Below are 16,137 nucleotides of genomic sequence, written 5' to 3'. Positions count from 1 at the left end.
GAGTCGTGGGGGGAGGCACTTAGGGTCAATTCGTAAAAGCCGGGGCACTGGGTAGGCAGAACCTATGCAGCCTAGAAGGCTGTGTGTGGCGAGCCCGCTTCCTGTGGTGAGCGGGCTTGCTGTGGTGAGCGGGCTTGCCCCGCGCTGGGGCGCGAAGCGGCCCCATCCAGGCTTCCCGTTTTTCCAGTTAGAACTCGCTGTCAGGTATTAGGGCCGCTCCGCGCCCCAGCGCGGGGCAAGCCCGCTCACCACACTGCAGCCGGCGCCTTTATTTGGTGCGACCTCAGCTCACCCCACTCAAGACCCGCACCGCATGCGGATCAAAAAAGCTCGGCGGCGCCATGCCGGGGATGTACTGGTCGGACACAAACATGCGGCAGCGCTCGGCAAACGCCGACACCACCCGCGACGGCTGGGTGTTGCAGGCCGTGGCGTAACCCAGGCGCATCGGCCGGTGTGAACCGGCCAGGCGCAGGCGGATCACCCGTTTGCCGTCCTGGGACAGGTTCGATTTGGGCCGCGCATTCGCGAAGGAATAGCCGATGCCGTTGCCCACCATGGCGCGCACCGTTTCGAGGTTGGTGGAGCGCATGATGATGTTCGGCGTGGTGCCGGCCTGCATAAACAGGCTAAGGAAATAGTCGCGGCTCCACGGCGTGTCGAGCAGCACCACCGGGTAAGCCTCAAGGTCTTGCATGCTGACGGCCGGCGAGTTCGCCAGCGGGTGATACTCGCCGACCATCACATACGGCGGCAGCTGGGCCAGGGGCTGGAAGTCGATGTCCGGGCTGGTCACCAGGTCGTAGGTGAGGGCGATATCCAGCTCGCCGCTGCGCAGTTTTTCCAGCAGTTCCTCATGGTTGCCTTCGGCTTGCGTCAGCCGCACACCGGGAAACGCACGGCCGAAACCAAACACCAGTTCCGGCGTGATCATCGGCGCCAGCGACGCCAGGCAGCCGACCCGCAACGGCCCGCGCACAGTGTTCAAGGACTCCGAGGCGATGGTGTAGAGGTTGGTCATCTGCTCCAGGATCAGCTTGGCTTCCTGCATCACCAGGCGCCCCACCGCCGTGAGGGAAATGCCCTGGGCGTGGTGGCGGATAAACAGCTGGATGCCCAGTTCGGCCTCCATATGGGTGATCGCCGCCGAGATCGACGGCGACGACACGTGGATGCGTTCAGCGGCCGCACTGATGCTGCCCGCCTCTCCCGACGCAACAAAATACTCCAGTTGACGCTGAGTAATACGACTGAGCATCACGCCTGCCCCCTCAACAATGACTGTACCGGGTGCGTTGCAGGGTTCGTGCCGGGTCACGCGCCAACCGATGACCTGCACGGGCTTCGGTTTTTCCTAAGCACTACCCCGCGCAAATGCTGGTTTCGTTGCAATCGAGCCGGTGTGAAGCTGGCTGCATCCCGTTTTCCACGAGTTGCCGTTATGCCGACCCACACTCGCATTCGCATGTTCAACACCCAACAGACCTACCCCAACCAGGCGCTGGACAATGACCTGTGCCAGGCCGTGCGCGCCGGCAACACCATCTATGTGCGCGGCCAGATCGGCACCGATTTCGACGGTAACCTGGTGGGCTTGGGCGACCCACGCGCCCAGGCCGAACAGGCAATGAAGAACGTCAAGCAATTGCTGGAAGAGGCAGGCTCTGACCTGTCGCACATCGTGAAGACCACCACCTACCTGATCGACCCACGCTACCGCGAGCCGGTGTACCAGGAAGTCGGCAAGTGGCTCAAAGGCGTATTCCCGATCTCGACCGGCCTGGTGATCTCGGGCTTGGGCCAGCCGGAGTGGTTGATGGAAATCGACGTGATTGCGGTTGTGCCGGATGACTGGCAGCCCTGAACAACCTGGAGTACGCCATGACCCACTCTGTGTTTTTCCTCAACGGGCCCAACGCCAACCTCTACGGTTTGGACAAAACCGGCACCTATGGCAGCGAGAGTTTTGCCAGCATCGAAGCCCGCTGCCAAGACCTCGCCGCGACATTGGGCCTGACCCTGGACTTTCGCCAGAGCAACCATGAAGGCGTGCTGGTGGACTGGATTCAAGAGGCACGCTTGAACGCCGACGCCATCGTGATCAACGCCGCCGGGCTCAGCTACAGCTCGGTGCCGATCCTGGATGCGCTGCTGGCCTTCGACGGCCCGATCATCGAAGCGCACATGAGCAATATCTGGAAGCGCGAAAGCTTTCGGCACCACTCCTATGTATCCAAGGCCGCCACCGGTGTGATCGCCGGGCTGGGGGCGCTGGGTTACCAACTGGCACTGACGGCCGTGGCCGAATTGCTGGACCAAACCGCCTAATGACTGTGCAGGAACCGTCTATGTCCGTCGAAAAAATCAACACCCTGGTCGTCGGCGCAGGCCAGGCCGGCGTCGCCATGAGCGAACACCTGTCGCTGATGGGCGTGCCGCACATCGTGCTGGAACGCCACCGCATCGCCGAACGCTGGCGCTCGGAGCGCTGGGATTCCCTGGTCGCCAACGGCCCGGCCTGGCATGACCGGTTTCCCGGTCTCACATTCGAGGGCATCTCGCCGGAAGCCTTTCCTCCCAAGGAACGCATGGCCGACTACTTCGAAGCCTACGTGGACAAGTTGCAGGCGCCTGTACGCACCGGCGTCGAGGTGCAACAGGTAGAGCGTCATGTGGGGCGACCCGGCTTCAAGGTGACGACATCGGCCGGCGTGATCGAAGCCGCCAATGTGGTAGCCGCCACCGGCCCGTTCCAGCGCCCTTCCATCCCGGACATCGTCCCGACCACCGCGCCGCTGCACCAACTGCACTCGTCCAGCTACAAGAACCCCGGTCAACTTCCTGAAGGCGCTGTACTGGTCGTCGGCGCAGGCGCCTCCGGCTCACAAATCGCCGAAGAACTGCAAAAGGCCGGCAAGACCGTGTACCTCTCGGTGGGCGAGCACTACCGCCCGCCCCGCGCCTATCGCGGCCGTGACTACTGTTGGTGGCTGGGTGCGCTGGGCCTGTGGGATGAAGTCAAAATCCAGCCGAAGAAAAAACACGTGGCCTTTGCAGTAAGTGGCTATGAAGGTGGCAAGACCGTCGACTTCCGCCGACTGGCACACCAAGGGATTCACTTGGTGGGCGTCACCCAGGATTGGAAAGACGGCGTCATGACCTTCCAACCGGGCTTGGCCGGAAACGTAGCTGAAGGGGATCGCGCCTACTTTGATGTGCTGCGCGATGCAGACGCCTATATCGAGGCCAACGGCTTGCCGTTTCCACCGGAGCCGCAGGCCTGGGAATTGTTGCCCGACCCCGAGTGCTTGATAAATCCGATGTTGAGCCTGGACCTGGCTGAAGCAGGCGTGACCACGATTCTCTGGGCCACTGGATTCACGTTCGATTTCAGCTGGTTGAAGGTCGATGCATTCGATGAGAAAGGCGAGCCGTTCCACAAGCGCGGGATCTCGGCGCAGAGCGGGATCTACTTCCTGGGCCTGCCAAATTTGGTGAACCGCGCATCGTCGTTTATCTATGGGGTTTGGCACGATGCGAAGTACGTGGCGGACCATATCGTGCTGCAGAATGAGTACAGGGCGTACGAAAAGCGCTGATCCCCCATCACTACGAAGCTGTTTCTTCGGTTCACGCCTTGTTTGTGTCAACATTGCGCACTGCGCCACTGCCCTCCCAAAGCTGCGCTATGCCCGGCTTCAATGGCCAATGGATTTACCTGGAAACACCTCAAGGACGTCTCGATGCGAATCACCCTTTCTCTGCTTACATTGGCCGTCATCGGCAGCCTGCTCAGCGGCTGTGCGTCGACCTCGACACCTCAGACAAGTTATTTGAGTTCTGCGCAAAGCGTGGTTTCCGATCGAGCGGATATGGACTTCAAGGATGGCGACGTCTATTTCAAAGTGCCTCACAACACGTCTTCAGCCACTCAGTTCAGCGAAAGCCTGAACACCTGCGTTCAATATCATGTCGCCAATTATCAAAAGAATGGCCAGGGTGTGCAGGTCTTTCGCTCCCTGGGCTACACCGAAGCGCAAATCATCAATCAGGGCAGCCGTCTGTGCATGGAAAGTAAGGGCTGGGTGCTCTACGCAGTGGTCAACAACCAAGTGCAACATGTTGACCATAACCAGCGAGTGTATGCCGCCATGTCCGATCGAGAACTTGAACTCGCCCGCGACCTGCTTGTTGGCCAACGTGCGTGGTACCTCAAATATGCACCGCAGGTCCTGGCCGTTGGGGATTTAGGGCAGTAAGTGAAGGGGACGGATTGATTCGTCCCCTTTATTGTTGCGCCGTCTTAGCCGCGCTTGGGCAGCTTCCAGTTCGGCCGGATAAAGTGGCAGGTGTATCCATTGGGAATCCGCTCCAGGTAATCCTGGTGCTCCGGCTCCGCCTCCCAAAATGGCCCCGCCGGTTCAATCTCGGTCACCACCCGGCCCGGCCATAACTTCGAAGCATCCACATCCGCTGCCGTGTCCTCGGCTACATCCCGTTGCTGCTCACTCAGGTAATAGATCGCCGAGCGATAACTCGGCCCAAGATCATTGCCCTGTCGATTCGGTGTGCTCGGGTCATGGATCTGGAAAAAGAACTCCAGAATCTGCCGATAACTGATTACCGTCGGGTCGAACACGATCTCGATGGCTTCCGCATGGTTGCCATGGTTGCGGTAGGTGGCATTCGGCACATCGCCGCCGGTGTAGCCGACGCGGGTGTGCAGCACGCCGGGGTAACGCCGCAACAGGTCTTGCATGCCCCAGAAGCAGCCGCCGGCGAGGACTGCGGTTTCGGTTGGGTTGGTCATGGTCGGTTCTTCCGCGCAATGGATACAGGCAAGTTATGGGGTTGGGTTGGCAAATACCAAGGGTAAAGGGGGGTACCCAGACGATCGGTTTCAGGTAATGATGCGCGACCAAAATCAAGGAAGATAACAACAATGAAAACCGCTTTGCGCGCCCTGCTTGTGTTTTGCCTGACCACGCCCGCCCTCGCGGCCGAAAGCCCCGTCGGCTTCAAAACCACCACCCTGCCCGACGCGCAGACCAGCCGCCCGCTGGAAATGGTGGTCTGGTATCCCGCTGCAAGCACCGCCAAACCGCAACTGATCGCCGACAACGGGGTGTTCATCGGCGCCCTCGCGGTGACAGATGCACCACCAGCTGCCGGTGAGTATCCTTTGGTCGTGCTCTCCCACGGCTACGGCGGTAATTGGGGCAAACAGGTGTGGTTGGCCAGTGCATTGGCGCACAAAGGGTACATCGTGGCGGCGGTCAATCACCCCGGCACCACCACCCAGGACCGTAGCCCGCAGGCCGCCGCTCAGTTATGGAAGCGCCCGGCCGACCTGAGTCGCGCCATTGACGCGGTCCTGGCCCAGCCCAAGCAATTTGGCGCGGTGGCAAAAAATCGCATTGCCGCCGTCGGCCACTCCCTCGGCGGCTGGACCGTGCTGGAGATTGCCGGCGCACGCTTCGATCCCGATCTGTTCACCCAAGCCTGCAACGCACACCCCAAGCTCGGCGGTTGCATGGGTTACCACGAGATGAACCCCGCCGGCACGCCCGAAGGGAAAGCCAAGCTGGCCGCTGACTTGAGCGATAAACGCGTCACCGCCATTGTGTCCCTGGACCTGGGCCTCGCACCTGGCTTCACCGACGCCAGTCTCGCCGCCCTTCCGGTGCCGGCTTTGGTAATTGCGGGTGGCGTGCCCACAGAGGACATGGACCCTAACCTGGAGTCCGCCGCGTTGGTCAAGCGCCTGCCCAAAGCCTCGACTCAGTACGTGGAGATCGGCGATGCCACTCACTTCACGTTCATGTCGATCTGCAAGCCGGGCGGCATGGAGCTGATTGAAGAAAGCTCGCCGGGCGATGGCATGATTTGCCGGGATGGTACGGGGGGGCGGCCAAGGGCGGAAATCCAACAACAGGTGATAGAACTGATCACTGCGTTTCTGCGCCAATCGTCCAGCCATTGATCAATGATTCGAAACGTTAGTCACCCACGGAGCGCGACATGCAAGAAAGCAAAGATTTAAAGGGGCTAAGCGGCTGGCTCATATTGGTCGGGATAGGTCTGTTCATCTCGATTATCCGCCTGAGCTTTAACCTCCTCACCATTTATTACCCGATTTTCACAAATGGCACATTTACCGCCGTCAGTACGCCGGGATTGCCCCTGTATAGCCCACTGTGGGGGCCGATCCTGATTTCAGAAACGCTGATCAACGGATTGTTTGTGACCACCTACGCTTATTTGGTCTATCTGTTCTTCACCAAGCATTACCTGTTCCCCAAGGTTTACATCGCCACGGTGATTGCATCGGTTGTGTTCGTGCCTCTTGATGCCTGGGCGTGCTCCTTCGTTCTGGTGGATAAACCCATCTTCGACAACAACACCGCAAAAGAAATGGCACGGGCATTGTTTGCCTTGTTTGTATGGGTGCCTTACATGCTGGTATCCAAACGGGTAAAAGCAACGTTTGTCATGCACAGACCCCAGAGGACAGACGCGCACTCGTTCGTCACCCCTTGAGCAAGCATGGCTAAACCCAGTCGATCAGGCTGAAGACGACCCGACGAGTGAAGCTGGTATCATCCCGAGCCTGAACAACCCGGATAGAACCCCATGAACCGCCAGAAAAAACTCCAGCAGCTCTTCAAGGAAAAAGCCAAGAAGGCCAACGCCAAATTGGCGCCGAAGAAAAAGGATAAATACATCAGCAAGGCGGACCGGGAAAAGCTGGCGGCTGAAGCGGCTCAGGCGCCAGACTCTTCCGTGCAGGATTGACTCAGCAACCGCTCAACGCCACCTGCGGCCGCTCACCCGCGAAGAAAAACGGCCGCAACCGCACGCCCACGCTGTTACCGATGAACGCGGCCACCAGCCATACCCAGCCATGCAGGCTGCCCGAGGCGATGCCACTGAAGTACGCGCCGATGTTGCAGCCGTACGCCAGGCGCGAGCCGTAGCCGAGCAGCAGGCCGCCGATCACCGCTGCCACCAGCGAACGCGCCGGAATCTTCAGGCTGGGGGCGAAACGCCCGGCCAGGCCGGCGGCCAACAGCGCGCCGAGGACGATGCCGATGTCCATCACGCTGGTGATGTCTTCCCACACCGGCGCAGCCAGCGCCTTGGCGTTGCCCGGCATCTGCCAGAACTCCCAACTGGCCACGTCCACACCCAAGCCACTGGCGACTTTGGCGCCCCACAATGCAAACGCCGAGGTAATGCCCCAAGGTCGCCCCGCCAGTGCCAGGGTGGCGTAGTTGAGCAAGGCCAGGCCGATGGCGCCCCACACCAATGGCCACGGGCCGCGCAGGAAGCGGCGCAGGCCTTGATGCTCGCTTTTCACACCCTCTTCCAATTGACCATGACGAGCCTTCTCCAGGCGCACGGTCACCACTGCAATGATCGCAAACACCGCCAGGCTCAGGCCCATCGCCGGCACCACGCCGAAGCTCTTGACGATGGACACCGCCGGGAAGGCCGGCAGCGCAAACCACCAATCCACGTGGTGCGTGGCGATCAGCGAGCCACAGATAAAGAAGAACAACGTCACCAGCATGCGCGCATTACCGCCGCCCACGGTGAACAGCGTGCCCGACGCACAGCCGCCGCCCAACTGCATGCCGATGCCAAAGATGAACGCCCCAAACACCACCGACACCCCGGCCGGCGCCACCAGCCCGACCACCGGCTGCCCGAACAAACTGCCCGCCCCCAATGCCGGGAAGAACAACAGCACTGCGATCGCCAGCATCACCATCTGCGCACGCAAGCCGGCGCCACGGCGATCATTGATGAACACGCGCCAGGCCGAGGTGAACCCGAAAGCGGCGTGGTAGAGGGTCAAGCCCAGTGCCGCGCCGACCACCAGCAACAACACCTGATGCGAGCCAACGCTGTTTTGCAGGAACAGGGCGCCCAGCACCAGGATGATAAAGGCCACCAACGGCGCGACGGGCGTGCGCGCGGGAGCGAGAGGAACAGAGGTGCTCATGGGATATCTCGGTAGATTTGAATGGGCGCGAGTATAAACCCAAGCGCTAACCACGATGCGAAGCGGGCCGCTCTTGATCTTGATCTTGCTTTTGATCTCAGGCGCCCCGTCAAACACGCTGGCCGGAATTCGACAGGGATTTGGGGGGTAAACCGGCAGGGATGCCGGTTTAGCCGCCCCGCGCCATGGATGGCGCGTGGCGGCGGCCCCCCAAATCCCTGTCGGATTACGGGCACACCGAGCCTAGGCGAGGTGCCGAGTGTTGGGGCAAGAGCGTTTTGCTTACTTTTGACTGGGCCGGCATTCCGGCTTTTCAAAAGTGAGCCGCCGTAAGGGCGGAACCAGTATCCGCCGTTACCCAAATAACGGATATGTACTCGGTCAACCCCAACATCCACGTCGGCTGTCAGGTACGCCCCACCGCCCCCAACACCGGAAGATCCCCCAACAACCTGAGCCCGGTGCTCTTCACAAACGTCTCATAATCCATCGGTTTTTGAATGCGCGTCTCGCCATTGGGCAGCACATACGCCCAGGCACGCTTGCTGGAGGCGTCGTACACCAGCTTGAACAGGCGCGTCGGCACCCAGACCTTGTTGGCGCCGATGGTGCCGTAGCCTGGGTCGAACAGCGGGCCGGTAAACACGTACACATCGCCACCGGCCCGCACGGCAAACTTGCGCACGTCAGCCTCGACCTTGCTCCAGATCTTGCGGTTGTTGGTGGGGTCCTGGGGCACCATGTTCGACAGCGCGAACGACTGCGCCATGGCGTTGGCATTCGGCGCGTCGGCGGCTGGGGATTGGTGACCACGATCGACCGCCGGATGCTGGGCGCGGTAGTCGCTCAACTCCGCTCGGCCACCTTTGGGAATGCGCGGGTCGGCGTAGAACTGGTTGGTGCGCTCCTCGCCCTTGGCGTCCTTCAGGAGCGCGGCATTCAGGCGCTCGACCACCACCAGTGGCGTTTTGCTGGTTTGCGAGTAGAGCACGGCGAAATGGTCGGAACACAGGGCCAGGGGTTTCATCGCGGCCGGCACGGTGGCGGTCTTGATCGGGGCGGCGGGGAACAGGTCGGCGCAGCTGTCGAAGCTGAGCTGTTTTTCCTGCTGGGAATAGAGGTCCGGCAAGCTTCGGGCGTTGGCCCCAGAGGAAAGCAAAACAAGGGCGGTCAGCCCAACGGCAATTTTGCGTAGGTACATGCATTAAATCTTCGAAAGGAAGTGAAGCGGCAGGCTCCGCCGAGCGGAGCCAAGTGGATGATATTGCGAGGATTATTGACTAACGAATGTCAGATTAGTGCCCGGCTGCTGTAGGTTTTCCCGCATCCCGCGCGCCCGGCGTGAAACCGTGGGCACTGGCCCCCCAGGCGATCACCAGCGATACGCCGATCAACACCAGCATCGCCCATGGAAACGACGCCACGCCCCAGGTGTCCAGCAACACCCCGCCGACCACACCGCTGCCGGCAATCGCGCTGTTCCACGCCACCACATTCAGCGACAGCGCCACGTCCGCGCCATCCCCCGCCGCATCGGCCAGGGCGGTTTGCAGCAGGGTCGCGGCGCCGCCGAAACTCAGGCCCCACACCGCTACGCCGAAATAGATCACCTCGGGCACATTGCCCAGAAAACCGAACACCAGGCTTATCGCCGCGAAGGTCACCAGGCTCACCAGCACGGTCTGGCGCAGCAGCGGCTCGACCAACTTGGCCGTGAGCCAGATCCCCGCCAACGCGGCCACCCCGAACACCAACAGCACCAGGTCAACCCGCTCTGCCAATCCGGCAGGCGCTACGAACGGCGCGATGTAGGTGTAGAGAATGTTGTGCGCCAGCATCCAGCTGATCACCACCGCCAGCACCGGCCGCACGCCCGGCGTGGTCAACACTTTGCCCAGGGACAGCCGTTGGTGCGCCGGTTGAGGCGCGTAGTCCGGGACTTTCACCAGCACCCACGCAATCAGCACCAGGCTTACCGCCGACATCAGGCCAAAGGTCGTGCGCCAACCCACCAGCCCACCCAGCCACGTGCCCAGCGGCACACCCAACGACAACGCAATCGGTGTACCGACCATCGCCAGCGCCAGTGCCTTGCCCTGTTGATGTGGCGCAACCATGCGCCGGGCGTAACCGGCCAGCAGGCTCCAGGCCAGCCCCGCCGCCACACCGGCAAAGAACCGCGCCACCAGGGTCACGCCGTAGTGAGACGACAACGCGGTGATCGAGTTGAACAGCAAAAAGCCGACGATGGTCAGCAGCAACACATTGCGCCGCCGCCAGCCGCGGGTAGCGATGGTCATGGGGATCACCGCCAGCACCGAGCCCAAGGCATAGGCGGTGACCATCTGCCCGGCCATCGACGGCGAAATCGCCAGGCCCTCGCTGATCAACGGCAACAAGCCCGCCGGCAGGGTTTCGGTGACGATGCAGATAAAGCCGGTCATGGCCAGGGCGAGCAAAGCGCCGATGGGCAAGCGGTCGGATGACGCCGATAACGTAAGTGAGGGTGTCACGGAAAACTCCTTGAGCGGGACTTAGATACTGATCGATACAAATGTTGCAGGCGCACGCATCACGTTGTCAACGACTTATGTATCGACTAGTATTTATCTCGCTATCCACCGGAGACCTGACATGGCACAGATGGGCCGCCCCCGCACTTTCGACCGCGAACACGCCGTGGACCAGGCCTTGCACCTGTTCTGGCAGCACGGCTACGACGCCACCTCCCTCGCCCAGCTTAAGGCCGGCTTGGGTGGCGGCATCTCCGCACCGAGTTTTTATGCAGCGTTCGGCTCCAAAGAGGCGCTGTTCGACGAGTGCGTGCAGCGTTACCTGGCGACCTACGCCCAAGTCACCGAATGCCTGTGGGACGAAAGCCTGTTACCGCGTCAGGCAGTTGAAACAGCGCTGCGCCAGTCGGCGCGCATGCAGTGCGAAGACGGCCACCCCAAGGGCTGCATGGTGGCGCTGGGGGTGATGAGCGCGCCAAGCCCGGAGAACGCAAGGGTGGCGGATGGGTTGACCCAGTCGCGGCGACGCACCCGTGCGGGGATTGTGGCGTGTGTGGAGCGGGCGATGCGCCTGGGCCAGTTGCCGCAGACGCTCGACCCGGCGGTGATGGCGACGGTGTTTGACAGCTTCCTGCAGGGCGTTTCGATCCTGGCGCGGGACAACGTGCCCCATGCCACTATCGACGCGGCAATCAGCCAACTCCTGCTGACCTGGGATATCGCCGCCTCTACGGCGCCGCCCATTCGTCCCGACACTGCATCAGGAAATCCACAAACGCCCTAACCCGATGCGGCACATAGCGCCCATGGGGATACAACAAGGTAAACGGCCGCGAACGCCCGCCAAACGGTTGCAATACCTCCACCAGGCTACCGCTTGCCAGTTCCTGTTCGACGATGAACTTGTAGGTCTGAAACAACCCCGCGCCATGCTTGGCCAGGGTCACGCCGCCGAGCACATCGTCGGAACAACTGTACCCCGCCTCCCCCGCATATTCCTGCGGCTTGCCATCCACCTGGAACAACCAGGAGATACGCCGGCCATTGCTCGGCAGTTCGTACTGGATGCATTCATGGGTGGGCAAATCTTCCAGCGTCTGTGGGCTGCCGGCGCGCTTCAGGTAAGACGGCGATGCCACTACTACCAGTTCGCCGTCTTCCAACAGGCGGGCAATCAGCGACGAGTCCGGCTGGGCGCGCACGCGGATGGCCAGGTCGTACCCTTCGGCGACAAAGTCGATATTGCGGTTGCTGATGTGGATATCCACCGTGACTTGCGGGTACAGCGCGCGAAACCTGGGCAGCAGCGGCAGCAAGCGGTGATGGGCGTAGGTGGTGGGAATGCTGATACGCAGCAAGCCCGACGGCACGGCCTGCGCGCCCATCACTTCCTGCTGCGCCTCCACCAGTTGGGTCAAGGCCTGGCGGCATTGCTCGAAGAAGGTCCGACCGCTGTCGGTAAGACGGATGCTGCGGGTGGTGCGCACAAACAGGCGTGAGCCCAGGCGTTCTTCCAGGCGCGAGATGCTGCGGCTCACGGCCGCCGGGGTGACACCCGCCACCTGCGCGGCGGCGGTGAAGCTGCTGGCTTCGGCGGCGAGGCAGAAGAGTTCGATACTGCCCAGCTGTAAATCTTCGAAATGGCGCTTCATAGGGGTGACACCGGGTATCCGCTCAGGGCTGCCACGCTAGCGTCAGCGACCCTGAGCACGCAAGCGCTACCGCAAAACCGGCGCCGGCTCGGCAATGGTCAACAGCACCAGGAAACTGGCAAAGGAGCCGATCGCCATAAACAGGAACACCTGGGACCAGCCATAACTGTCGAGCAGCAGCCCCACCAGAAACGGCGCTGCCGCACCGCCTAACTGCCCGCCCATGTTGACGATGGAACTGGCAATCGGAAAGGTCTTCTTGGTGGCCAGGCCCATCGGGTAAACCATGTAGGACGAGTAACCGATGCTGATCAAGGTGCCGGTGAGGAACAGCAGCGCGGCGTACAACGTTGGGTCATTCGGTGAGTTGATCAGCGCGTACATGGTGCCGACCGTAGCCAACGCCGAGAGCATCATGCCGGGCTTGCGCCGCTTGCCCAGCACGCGGTCGGACAGGATGCCACCGAGCAGGTTGCCGCAGATCGCCCCCACCCACGGCGCCGCCGAGACAAAGCCCATGTTCATGATCGAGAACTGTTTGACCGTCATCAGGTAGGTGGGGATCCACGACAACAGCACCATGGTGATGCCCACCTGAAAGCTGTAGCTCAGGGCGCAACCAACCACGTTCCAGGACCGAAACAGCCCGCGACTGGTGGCGATAGGCTCCACCGGCTTGACGCGGATAAAGGCGTCCAGGCGCTTGAAGTGCCGCTGCGCGCCTTCGGTTTTCTGGGTGATGACGTTGTTGGTTTCATCAGTGATATGCGCCAGCTCGCCGGCATTCACAAAGCGGCTTTGCGCCGGCTGGTTGGCCACCAGGAAGTACCAGGCAATGGACAACGCAATGCCCGGCACGGCGAAGATGTAGAAGATCTCGCGCCAGCCCCACATCGCCACGATCGCCACGCACAACGGTGGCACGATCACCGGGCCGAACTTCACCGCGGCCAGGAAGATACCAGTGGCGGTGCCCTTCTCTTTGGCCGGAAACCATTGGTTGATGGTCGACGCGATGCCAATCGGCAGCGGGCCTTCGGCAATCCCCAGGGCAAAACGGTAGATCTTCAAGGCCAGCACCGAATTGACCGTGCCCATCAAGGCGGTGAACACCGAGGTGGCAATCATCGAAAACGAGAAGATCTTGCGCACCCCGAAACGGCTGGAGGCAAAACCCGAGGGAATCTGCGCCAGGGCATAGGCCAGCAGGAACACACTGAGCAACGCGCCGGCTTCGGCGTTGGTCATCGGGTATTCCTCGCGGATAAACGGCAAGGCCACGCCCAGGTTGGCGCGGTCGGCCGAGGCCACGGTGTACACGAGAAAAAACAGCCCTGCGACGATCCAGCGGAAACGCGACGGTTTTTCAGCGGTGGGGACCTGAATACTCATACGGGATACCTGGTTTTATTATTGGAATGTGCCGTGTGTGTCGAATCCGGGGTGCAGGCTCCCGCTGAGGCAGGTTCAGCCACCTCAGGTCTGGTGTTTCTGCGGGTCCTTGTGAATGTCAGGCAGGAGTCATTGCCCGGTCTCGTGGCGCCGACTCTAACGCATATTGTTTTAGTTTTGTATTTTTTTATCGACGAACGGGAGACTCACTGCGCCGCGCCATGAAGCGCAGGTAGGCCATGCGGATATGGGTTTGCATGGCGCGCTGGGCCAACTCGCCATCGTTCTGCTCGATGGCATAGGTGATGTCCAGGTGCTGCTGCAGGCTGCGTTCCAGGTCGGCCGGGCGATAGAGGAAAAACGAACGGGTGATCACCGGCATGTCGATCAAGGTAGCGAGCATCGACTTGAGCCGCTGGGAGCGGGCGATCTCCAGCACCTGGGCATGAAACGCACGGTTGGCCTCCTGCACGCGCAGGGTCACGTCCGGCCCTTTGCTGGCAATGGCGTCCGCCATCAGTGCGTTGATACGGTGCAGTTCAGCCACGTCCTGCTGGGTTGCACGCTGGGCGGCGAGCAAGGCTGCGTGGGGTTCGAGCAGCTCGCGCAAGCTGAACATTTCTTCCAGGTCCCACTGGGTCCAGCCGGCGACAAACACTCCACGATTGGCCTCGATCACCGCCAGGCCGTCGTCCACCAGCTTCTTCAGCGACGCGCGCACCGGCGTGCGGCTCAGGCCGAACTCCTTGCCCAGCGGTTCTTCCTTGAGTTGCGTACCGGGCTCGTACTGGCCGGCGATGATGCGGTTTCTCAAGGTCTCGTAGATGAGATCGTTGGCCATGTTTGCCTTCTGTGTCGAGGTGGGTCAGGGCTCTGCCCCGGAGTGCCAGCAGCGGATTCTGAGGCTTGTCGCAGGCTAATGACAGAGGACCGTCCGGGCACTTTGTACAAAAATCGGTTGCAATCACTCAAATTGTATTTTAATTGTATTGCCACCTGAATCCGGAGGCGACATGAAAATAACAATCGTAGGGCTCGGCGAAGTCGGCCGTTGCTATGCCCAAGCCTTGGCGTCCCATACCACCGTGAAGTTGCTGTTCTGCGAGCAACGCATCGCACCGGCGGCACAACGGTTGGCGGACCAATGGGGTGTGCAGATCCACCCTGGCGTCGGCGACTGGCTGGCCGAATCGGACTGCGTGCTGTCCTGCGTGGTGGGCACCCAGTCCCTGGAAGTGACCCGCGAATGCCTGGCGTACCTCAAGCCCGGCGCGCTGTTCGCCGACCTCACCACCGCTGCCCCCGAACGCAAGCGCCTGGCTGGTGCAGAGGCCGCGCAGCAACGGGTCGACTACGTAGATGTGGCGATCATGGGTGCTATTGCCTACCTGCGCGAAAAGACCCCGCTGCTGTGTTCCGGCGCCAAGGCGGATGTCTTTGTCGAACTGTTGCTCAGCGCTGGGGCCACCGCGCGCGCCCTGCCCGCCAGCCAACCCGGCGATGCAATCACGCTGAAAATCCTGCGCAGCGTCTTCACCAAAGGCATGGAAGCACTCGCGGTGGACGTATTGCTGGCGGCCGAACGCCAACAACTGCGCCCTGCCCTCTATGAAGTGCTCAAGGATATTGACCAGGCACCTTTGCCCGCCTTCCTGGAAATGCTTGTGTCCACCCACGTGGTGCACGCCACGCGGCGCTTGCATGAAGTCGAAGAAGCCGAGCGCCAACTGGCCTCGCTCGGCATTGCCAGCAGCGTACTCGGCGGCGTGCGCCAGCGCTTCAGCCACAGCAGCGAAGGCCTGGCGCAGGAACCGATCACCGAAGAACAACCGAGCCTTGCCCAAGCATTGGATTGGCTCGGCCGTCACACCCCAGCCGCTTGAACAGCCCTTATAAAAACGGAACGCCACCATGCCTGTTACCCAAGACCAACTCGACACCCTCAAACAACTGGGCACCGCCACCATCCACGAAGCACAGGGCCAAAAAGGCGCCCTGGACAGCGGCCTGCGCCCGGTCGACCCGAGCCTGCGCCTGGCCGGCCCGGCCTTGACCGTAGACTGCCGCCCCGACGACAACCTGGCCATCCACTATGCCCTGACCAAAGCCAAACCCGGCGATGTGCTGGTGGTGGACGCCAAGGGCTTCATGGAGGCCGGCCCCTGGGGCGACCTGCTGACCCTGGCCTCGCAGAAACTCGGGATTGTCGGCCTGGTCATGAACGGCGCCGTGCGCGACGCCAATGCCATCATCGAAATGGGCTTCCCGACCTTTTCCCGCGGCCTGAGCATCAAGGGCACCAACAAATGCCAGCCGGGCAAAGTCAACGTGCCCATTGTGATAGGCGGCGTGAACATCAACCCGGGCGACATCATCGTCGGCGACCGCGATGGGCTGGTGGTTGTAGAGCAGGATCGCGTTGAAGAAGTGATCCGATTGAGCCGTAGTCGGGAAGATAAGGAGGATGGGATTCGGGCAGGGCTGGAGGCTGGGAAAAGTACGGTTGACCTGCTGGGGTTGGCGTCGACGCTGGAGAAATTTGGGATGCGCTGAGTTCTCATGAGCGATACAG

General features: G+C 61.5%; 18 protein-coding genes. 10 read left to right on the top strand and 8 right to left on the bottom strand.

Translation table 11 applies throughout. The features are described from left to right. Nucleotides 1–283: 283 nt before the first annotated feature. Complete coding sequence (locus tag ACP7BX_RS12260; RefSeq protein WP_426126690.1) at nt 284–1,258, bottom strand: LysR family transcriptional regulator; 975 nt, start codon at nt 1,256–1,258, stop codon at nt 284–286. A 183-nt stretch (nt 1,259–1,441) separates the two neighbouring features. Here ACP7BX_RS12260 and ACP7BX_RS12255 point away from each other — a divergent pair, with 183 nt between their 5' ends. The 4 genes from ACP7BX_RS12255 (at nt 1,442) to ACP7BX_RS12240 (ending at nt 4,259) form a co-directional block, all read left to right on the top strand. Beyond that, nucleotides 1,442–1,864: a RidA family protein gene (locus ACP7BX_RS12255; RefSeq protein WP_016969985.1), complete on the top strand. Its 423-nt coding sequence runs from the start codon at nt 1,442–1,444 to the stop codon at nt 1,862–1,864. A gap of 17 nt (nt 1,865–1,881) precedes the next feature. Further along, the gene (locus tag ACP7BX_RS12250) at nt 1,882–2,328 is read left to right on the top strand and encodes a type II 3-dehydroquinate dehydratase (RefSeq protein WP_178950694.1); all 447 of its coding nucleotides are present in this window, start codon (nt 1,882–1,884) and stop codon (nt 2,326–2,328) included. 20 nt (nt 2,329–2,348) lie between these two features. Beyond that, on the top strand, nt 2,349–3,599 hold the full coding sequence (locus tag ACP7BX_RS12245; RefSeq protein WP_426126687.1) for a flavin-containing monooxygenase: 1,251 nt from the start codon (nt 2,349–2,351) through the stop codon (nt 3,597–3,599). 144 nt (nt 3,600–3,743) lie between these two features. Further along, the gene (locus ACP7BX_RS12240) at nt 3,744–4,259 is read left to right on the top strand and encodes a hypothetical protein (protein ID WP_426126685.1); all 516 of its coding nucleotides are present in this window, start codon (nt 3,744–3,746) and stop codon (nt 4,257–4,259) included. 44 nt (nt 4,260–4,303) lie between these two features. Here ACP7BX_RS12240 and msrA read toward each other — a convergent pair whose 3' ends face one another. Continuing rightward, a complete protein-coding gene (gene msrA, locus ACP7BX_RS12235) occupies nt 4,304–4,810 on the bottom strand; it encodes a peptide-methionine (S)-S-oxide reductase MsrA (RefSeq protein WP_426126683.1) in 507 nt (168 codons plus the stop codon). A 132-nt stretch (nt 4,811–4,942) separates the two neighbouring features. Between msrA and ACP7BX_RS12230 the strand changes: the two genes are divergently transcribed. The 3 genes from ACP7BX_RS12230 to ACP7BX_RS12220 all read left to right on the top strand — a co-directional run bounded on the left by ACP7BX_RS12230 (nt 4,943) and on the right by ACP7BX_RS12220 (nt 6,795). Next, nucleotides 4,943–5,983 (top strand): alpha/beta hydrolase family protein, encoded by a 1,041-nt coding sequence (locus ACP7BX_RS12230; RefSeq protein WP_426126681.1) that lies wholly within the window; start codon nt 4,943–4,945, stop codon nt 5,981–5,983. A 38-nt stretch (nt 5,984–6,021) separates the two neighbouring features. Continuing rightward, nucleotides 6,022–6,540, top strand: a complete 519-nt coding sequence (locus ACP7BX_RS12225) for a DUF2569 domain-containing protein (RefSeq protein ID WP_426126679.1) — start codon at nt 6,022–6,024, stop codon at nt 6,538–6,540. Between the two features lie 93 nt (nt 6,541–6,633). Next, nucleotides 6,634–6,795, top strand: a complete 162-nt coding sequence (locus ACP7BX_RS12220) for a DUF2986 domain-containing protein (protein WP_080642368.1) — start codon at nt 6,634–6,636, stop codon at nt 6,793–6,795. Between the two features lies 1 nt (nt 6,796). On the opposite strand, the gene ACP7BX_RS12215 is transcribed toward ACP7BX_RS12220, so the two are convergent. From ACP7BX_RS12215 to ACP7BX_RS12205, 3 genes are all read right to left on the bottom strand, one after another. Then, entirely contained in the window at nt 6,797–8,008 is a 1,212-nt protein-coding gene (locus tag ACP7BX_RS12215) for a YeeE/YedE family protein (RefSeq protein ID WP_426126677.1), read from the bottom strand. 406 nt (nt 8,009–8,414) lie between these two features. Further along, nucleotides 8,415–9,209, bottom strand: a complete 795-nt coding sequence (locus ACP7BX_RS12210; RefSeq protein ID WP_426126675.1) for a DNA/RNA non-specific endonuclease — start codon at nt 9,207–9,209, stop codon at nt 8,415–8,417. 94 nt (nt 9,210–9,303) lie between these two features. Beyond that, complete coding sequence (locus ACP7BX_RS12205; protein WP_038844306.1) at nt 9,304–10,521, bottom strand: MFS transporter; 1,218 nt, start codon at nt 10,519–10,521, stop codon at nt 9,304–9,306. 121 nt (nt 10,522–10,642) lie between these two features. Here ACP7BX_RS12205 and ACP7BX_RS12200 point away from each other — a divergent pair, with 121 nt between their 5' ends. After that, on the top strand, nt 10,643–11,305 hold the full coding sequence (locus ACP7BX_RS12200; protein WP_426126673.1) for a TetR/AcrR family transcriptional regulator: 663 nt from the start codon (nt 10,643–10,645) through the stop codon (nt 11,303–11,305). Here ACP7BX_RS12200 and ACP7BX_RS12195 read toward each other — a convergent pair. The 3 genes from ACP7BX_RS12195 to ACP7BX_RS12185 form a co-directional block, all read right to left on the bottom strand. Further along, nucleotides 11,250–12,173 carry a LysR family transcriptional regulator gene (locus tag ACP7BX_RS12195; protein WP_426126671.1) on the bottom strand — a complete coding sequence of 308 codons (924 nt, stop codon included), beginning with the start codon at nt 12,171–12,173 and terminating at the stop codon, nt 11,250–11,252. The genes ACP7BX_RS12200 and ACP7BX_RS12195 overlap by 56 nt on opposite strands. Before the next feature lie 66 nt (nt 12,174–12,239). After that, the gene (locus ACP7BX_RS12190) at nt 12,240–13,565 is read right to left on the bottom strand and encodes an MFS transporter (protein WP_426126669.1); all 1,326 of its coding nucleotides are present in this window, start codon (nt 13,563–13,565) and stop codon (nt 12,240–12,242) included. Between the two features lie 187 nt (nt 13,566–13,752). Next, nucleotides 13,753–14,406: a GntR family transcriptional regulator gene (locus tag ACP7BX_RS12185; protein ID WP_426126667.1), complete on the bottom strand. Its 654-nt coding sequence runs from the start codon at nt 14,404–14,406 to the stop codon at nt 13,753–13,755. A gap of 172 nt (nt 14,407–14,578) precedes the next feature. Between ACP7BX_RS12185 and ACP7BX_RS12180 the strand changes: the two genes are divergently transcribed. Then, on the top strand, nt 14,579–15,448 hold the full coding sequence (locus ACP7BX_RS12180) for an NAD(P)-binding domain-containing protein (protein ID WP_426126665.1): 870 nt from the start codon (nt 14,579–14,581) through the stop codon (nt 15,446–15,448). Between the two features lie 28 nt (nt 15,449–15,476). Next, nucleotides 15,477–16,118 (top strand): 4-carboxy-4-hydroxy-2-oxoadipate aldolase/oxaloacetate decarboxylase, encoded by a 642-nt coding sequence (locus tag ACP7BX_RS12175; protein ID WP_426126663.1) that lies wholly within the window; start codon nt 15,477–15,479, stop codon nt 16,116–16,118. Nucleotides 16,119–16,137 lie beyond the last annotated feature (19 nt).

This window comes from Pseudomonas sp. DWP3-1-3b3, assembly GCF_049896305.1.
Lineage (GTDB): Bacteria > Pseudomonadota > Gammaproteobacteria > Pseudomonadales > Pseudomonadaceae > Aquipseudomonas > Aquipseudomonas azotoformans_A.
Note: the sequence above shows the minus strand (reverse complement) of the source record. Positions and strands in the feature narration are given on the sequence as shown.

Excerpts from the sequence above, each read along its gene's own strand:
- ACP7BX_RS12260 (WP_426126690.1), bottom strand. The coding sequence starts at position 1,258 with ATGCTCAGTCGTATTACTCAGCGTCAACTGGAGTATTTTGTTGCGTCG.
- ACP7BX_RS12255 (WP_016969985.1), top strand. The coding sequence starts at position 1,442 with ATGCCGACCCACACTCGCATTCGCATGTTCAACACCCAACAGACCTAC.
- ACP7BX_RS12250 (WP_178950694.1), top strand. The coding sequence starts at position 1,882 with ATGACCCACTCTGTGTTTTTCCTCAACGGGCCCAACGCCAACCTCTAC.
- ACP7BX_RS12245 (WP_426126687.1), top strand. The coding sequence starts at position 2,349 with ATGTCCGTCGAAAAAATCAACACCCTGGTCGTCGGCGCAGGCCAGGCC.
- ACP7BX_RS12240 (WP_426126685.1), top strand. The coding sequence starts at position 3,744 with ATGCGAATCACCCTTTCTCTGCTTACATTGGCCGTCATCGGCAGCCTG.
- msrA (WP_426126683.1), bottom strand. The coding sequence starts at position 4,810 with ATGACCAACCCAACCGAAACCGCAGTCCTCGCCGGCGGCTGCTTCTGG.
- ACP7BX_RS12230 (WP_426126681.1), top strand. The coding sequence starts at position 4,943 with ATGAAAACCGCTTTGCGCGCCCTGCTTGTGTTTTGCCTGACCACGCCC.
- ACP7BX_RS12225 (WP_426126679.1), top strand. The coding sequence starts at position 6,022 with ATGCAAGAAAGCAAAGATTTAAAGGGGCTAAGCGGCTGGCTCATATTG.
- ACP7BX_RS12220 (WP_080642368.1), top strand. The coding sequence starts at position 6,634 with ATGAACCGCCAGAAAAAACTCCAGCAGCTCTTCAAGGAAAAAGCCAAG.
- ACP7BX_RS12215 (WP_426126677.1), bottom strand. The coding sequence starts at position 8,008 with ATGAGCACCTCTGTTCCTCTCGCTCCCGCGCGCACGCCCGTCGCGCCG.
- ACP7BX_RS12210 (WP_426126675.1), bottom strand. The coding sequence starts at position 9,209 with ATGTACCTACGCAAAATTGCCGTTGGGCTGACCGCCCTTGTTTTGCTT.
- ACP7BX_RS12200 (WP_426126673.1), top strand. The coding sequence starts at position 10,643 with ATGGCACAGATGGGCCGCCCCCGCACTTTCGACCGCGAACACGCCGTG.
- ACP7BX_RS12195 (WP_426126671.1), bottom strand. The coding sequence starts at position 12,173 with ATGAAGCGCCATTTCGAAGATTTACAGCTGGGCAGTATCGAACTCTTC.
- ACP7BX_RS12190 (WP_426126669.1), bottom strand. The coding sequence starts at position 13,565 with ATGAGTATTCAGGTCCCCACCGCTGAAAAACCGTCGCGTTTCCGCTGG.
- ACP7BX_RS12185 (WP_426126667.1), bottom strand. The coding sequence starts at position 14,406 with ATGGCCAACGATCTCATCTACGAGACCTTGAGAAACCGCATCATCGCC.
- ACP7BX_RS12180 (WP_426126665.1), top strand. The coding sequence starts at position 14,579 with ATGAAAATAACAATCGTAGGGCTCGGCGAAGTCGGCCGTTGCTATGCC.
- ACP7BX_RS12175 (WP_426126663.1), top strand. The coding sequence starts at position 15,477 with ATGCCTGTTACCCAAGACCAACTCGACACCCTCAAACAACTGGGCACC.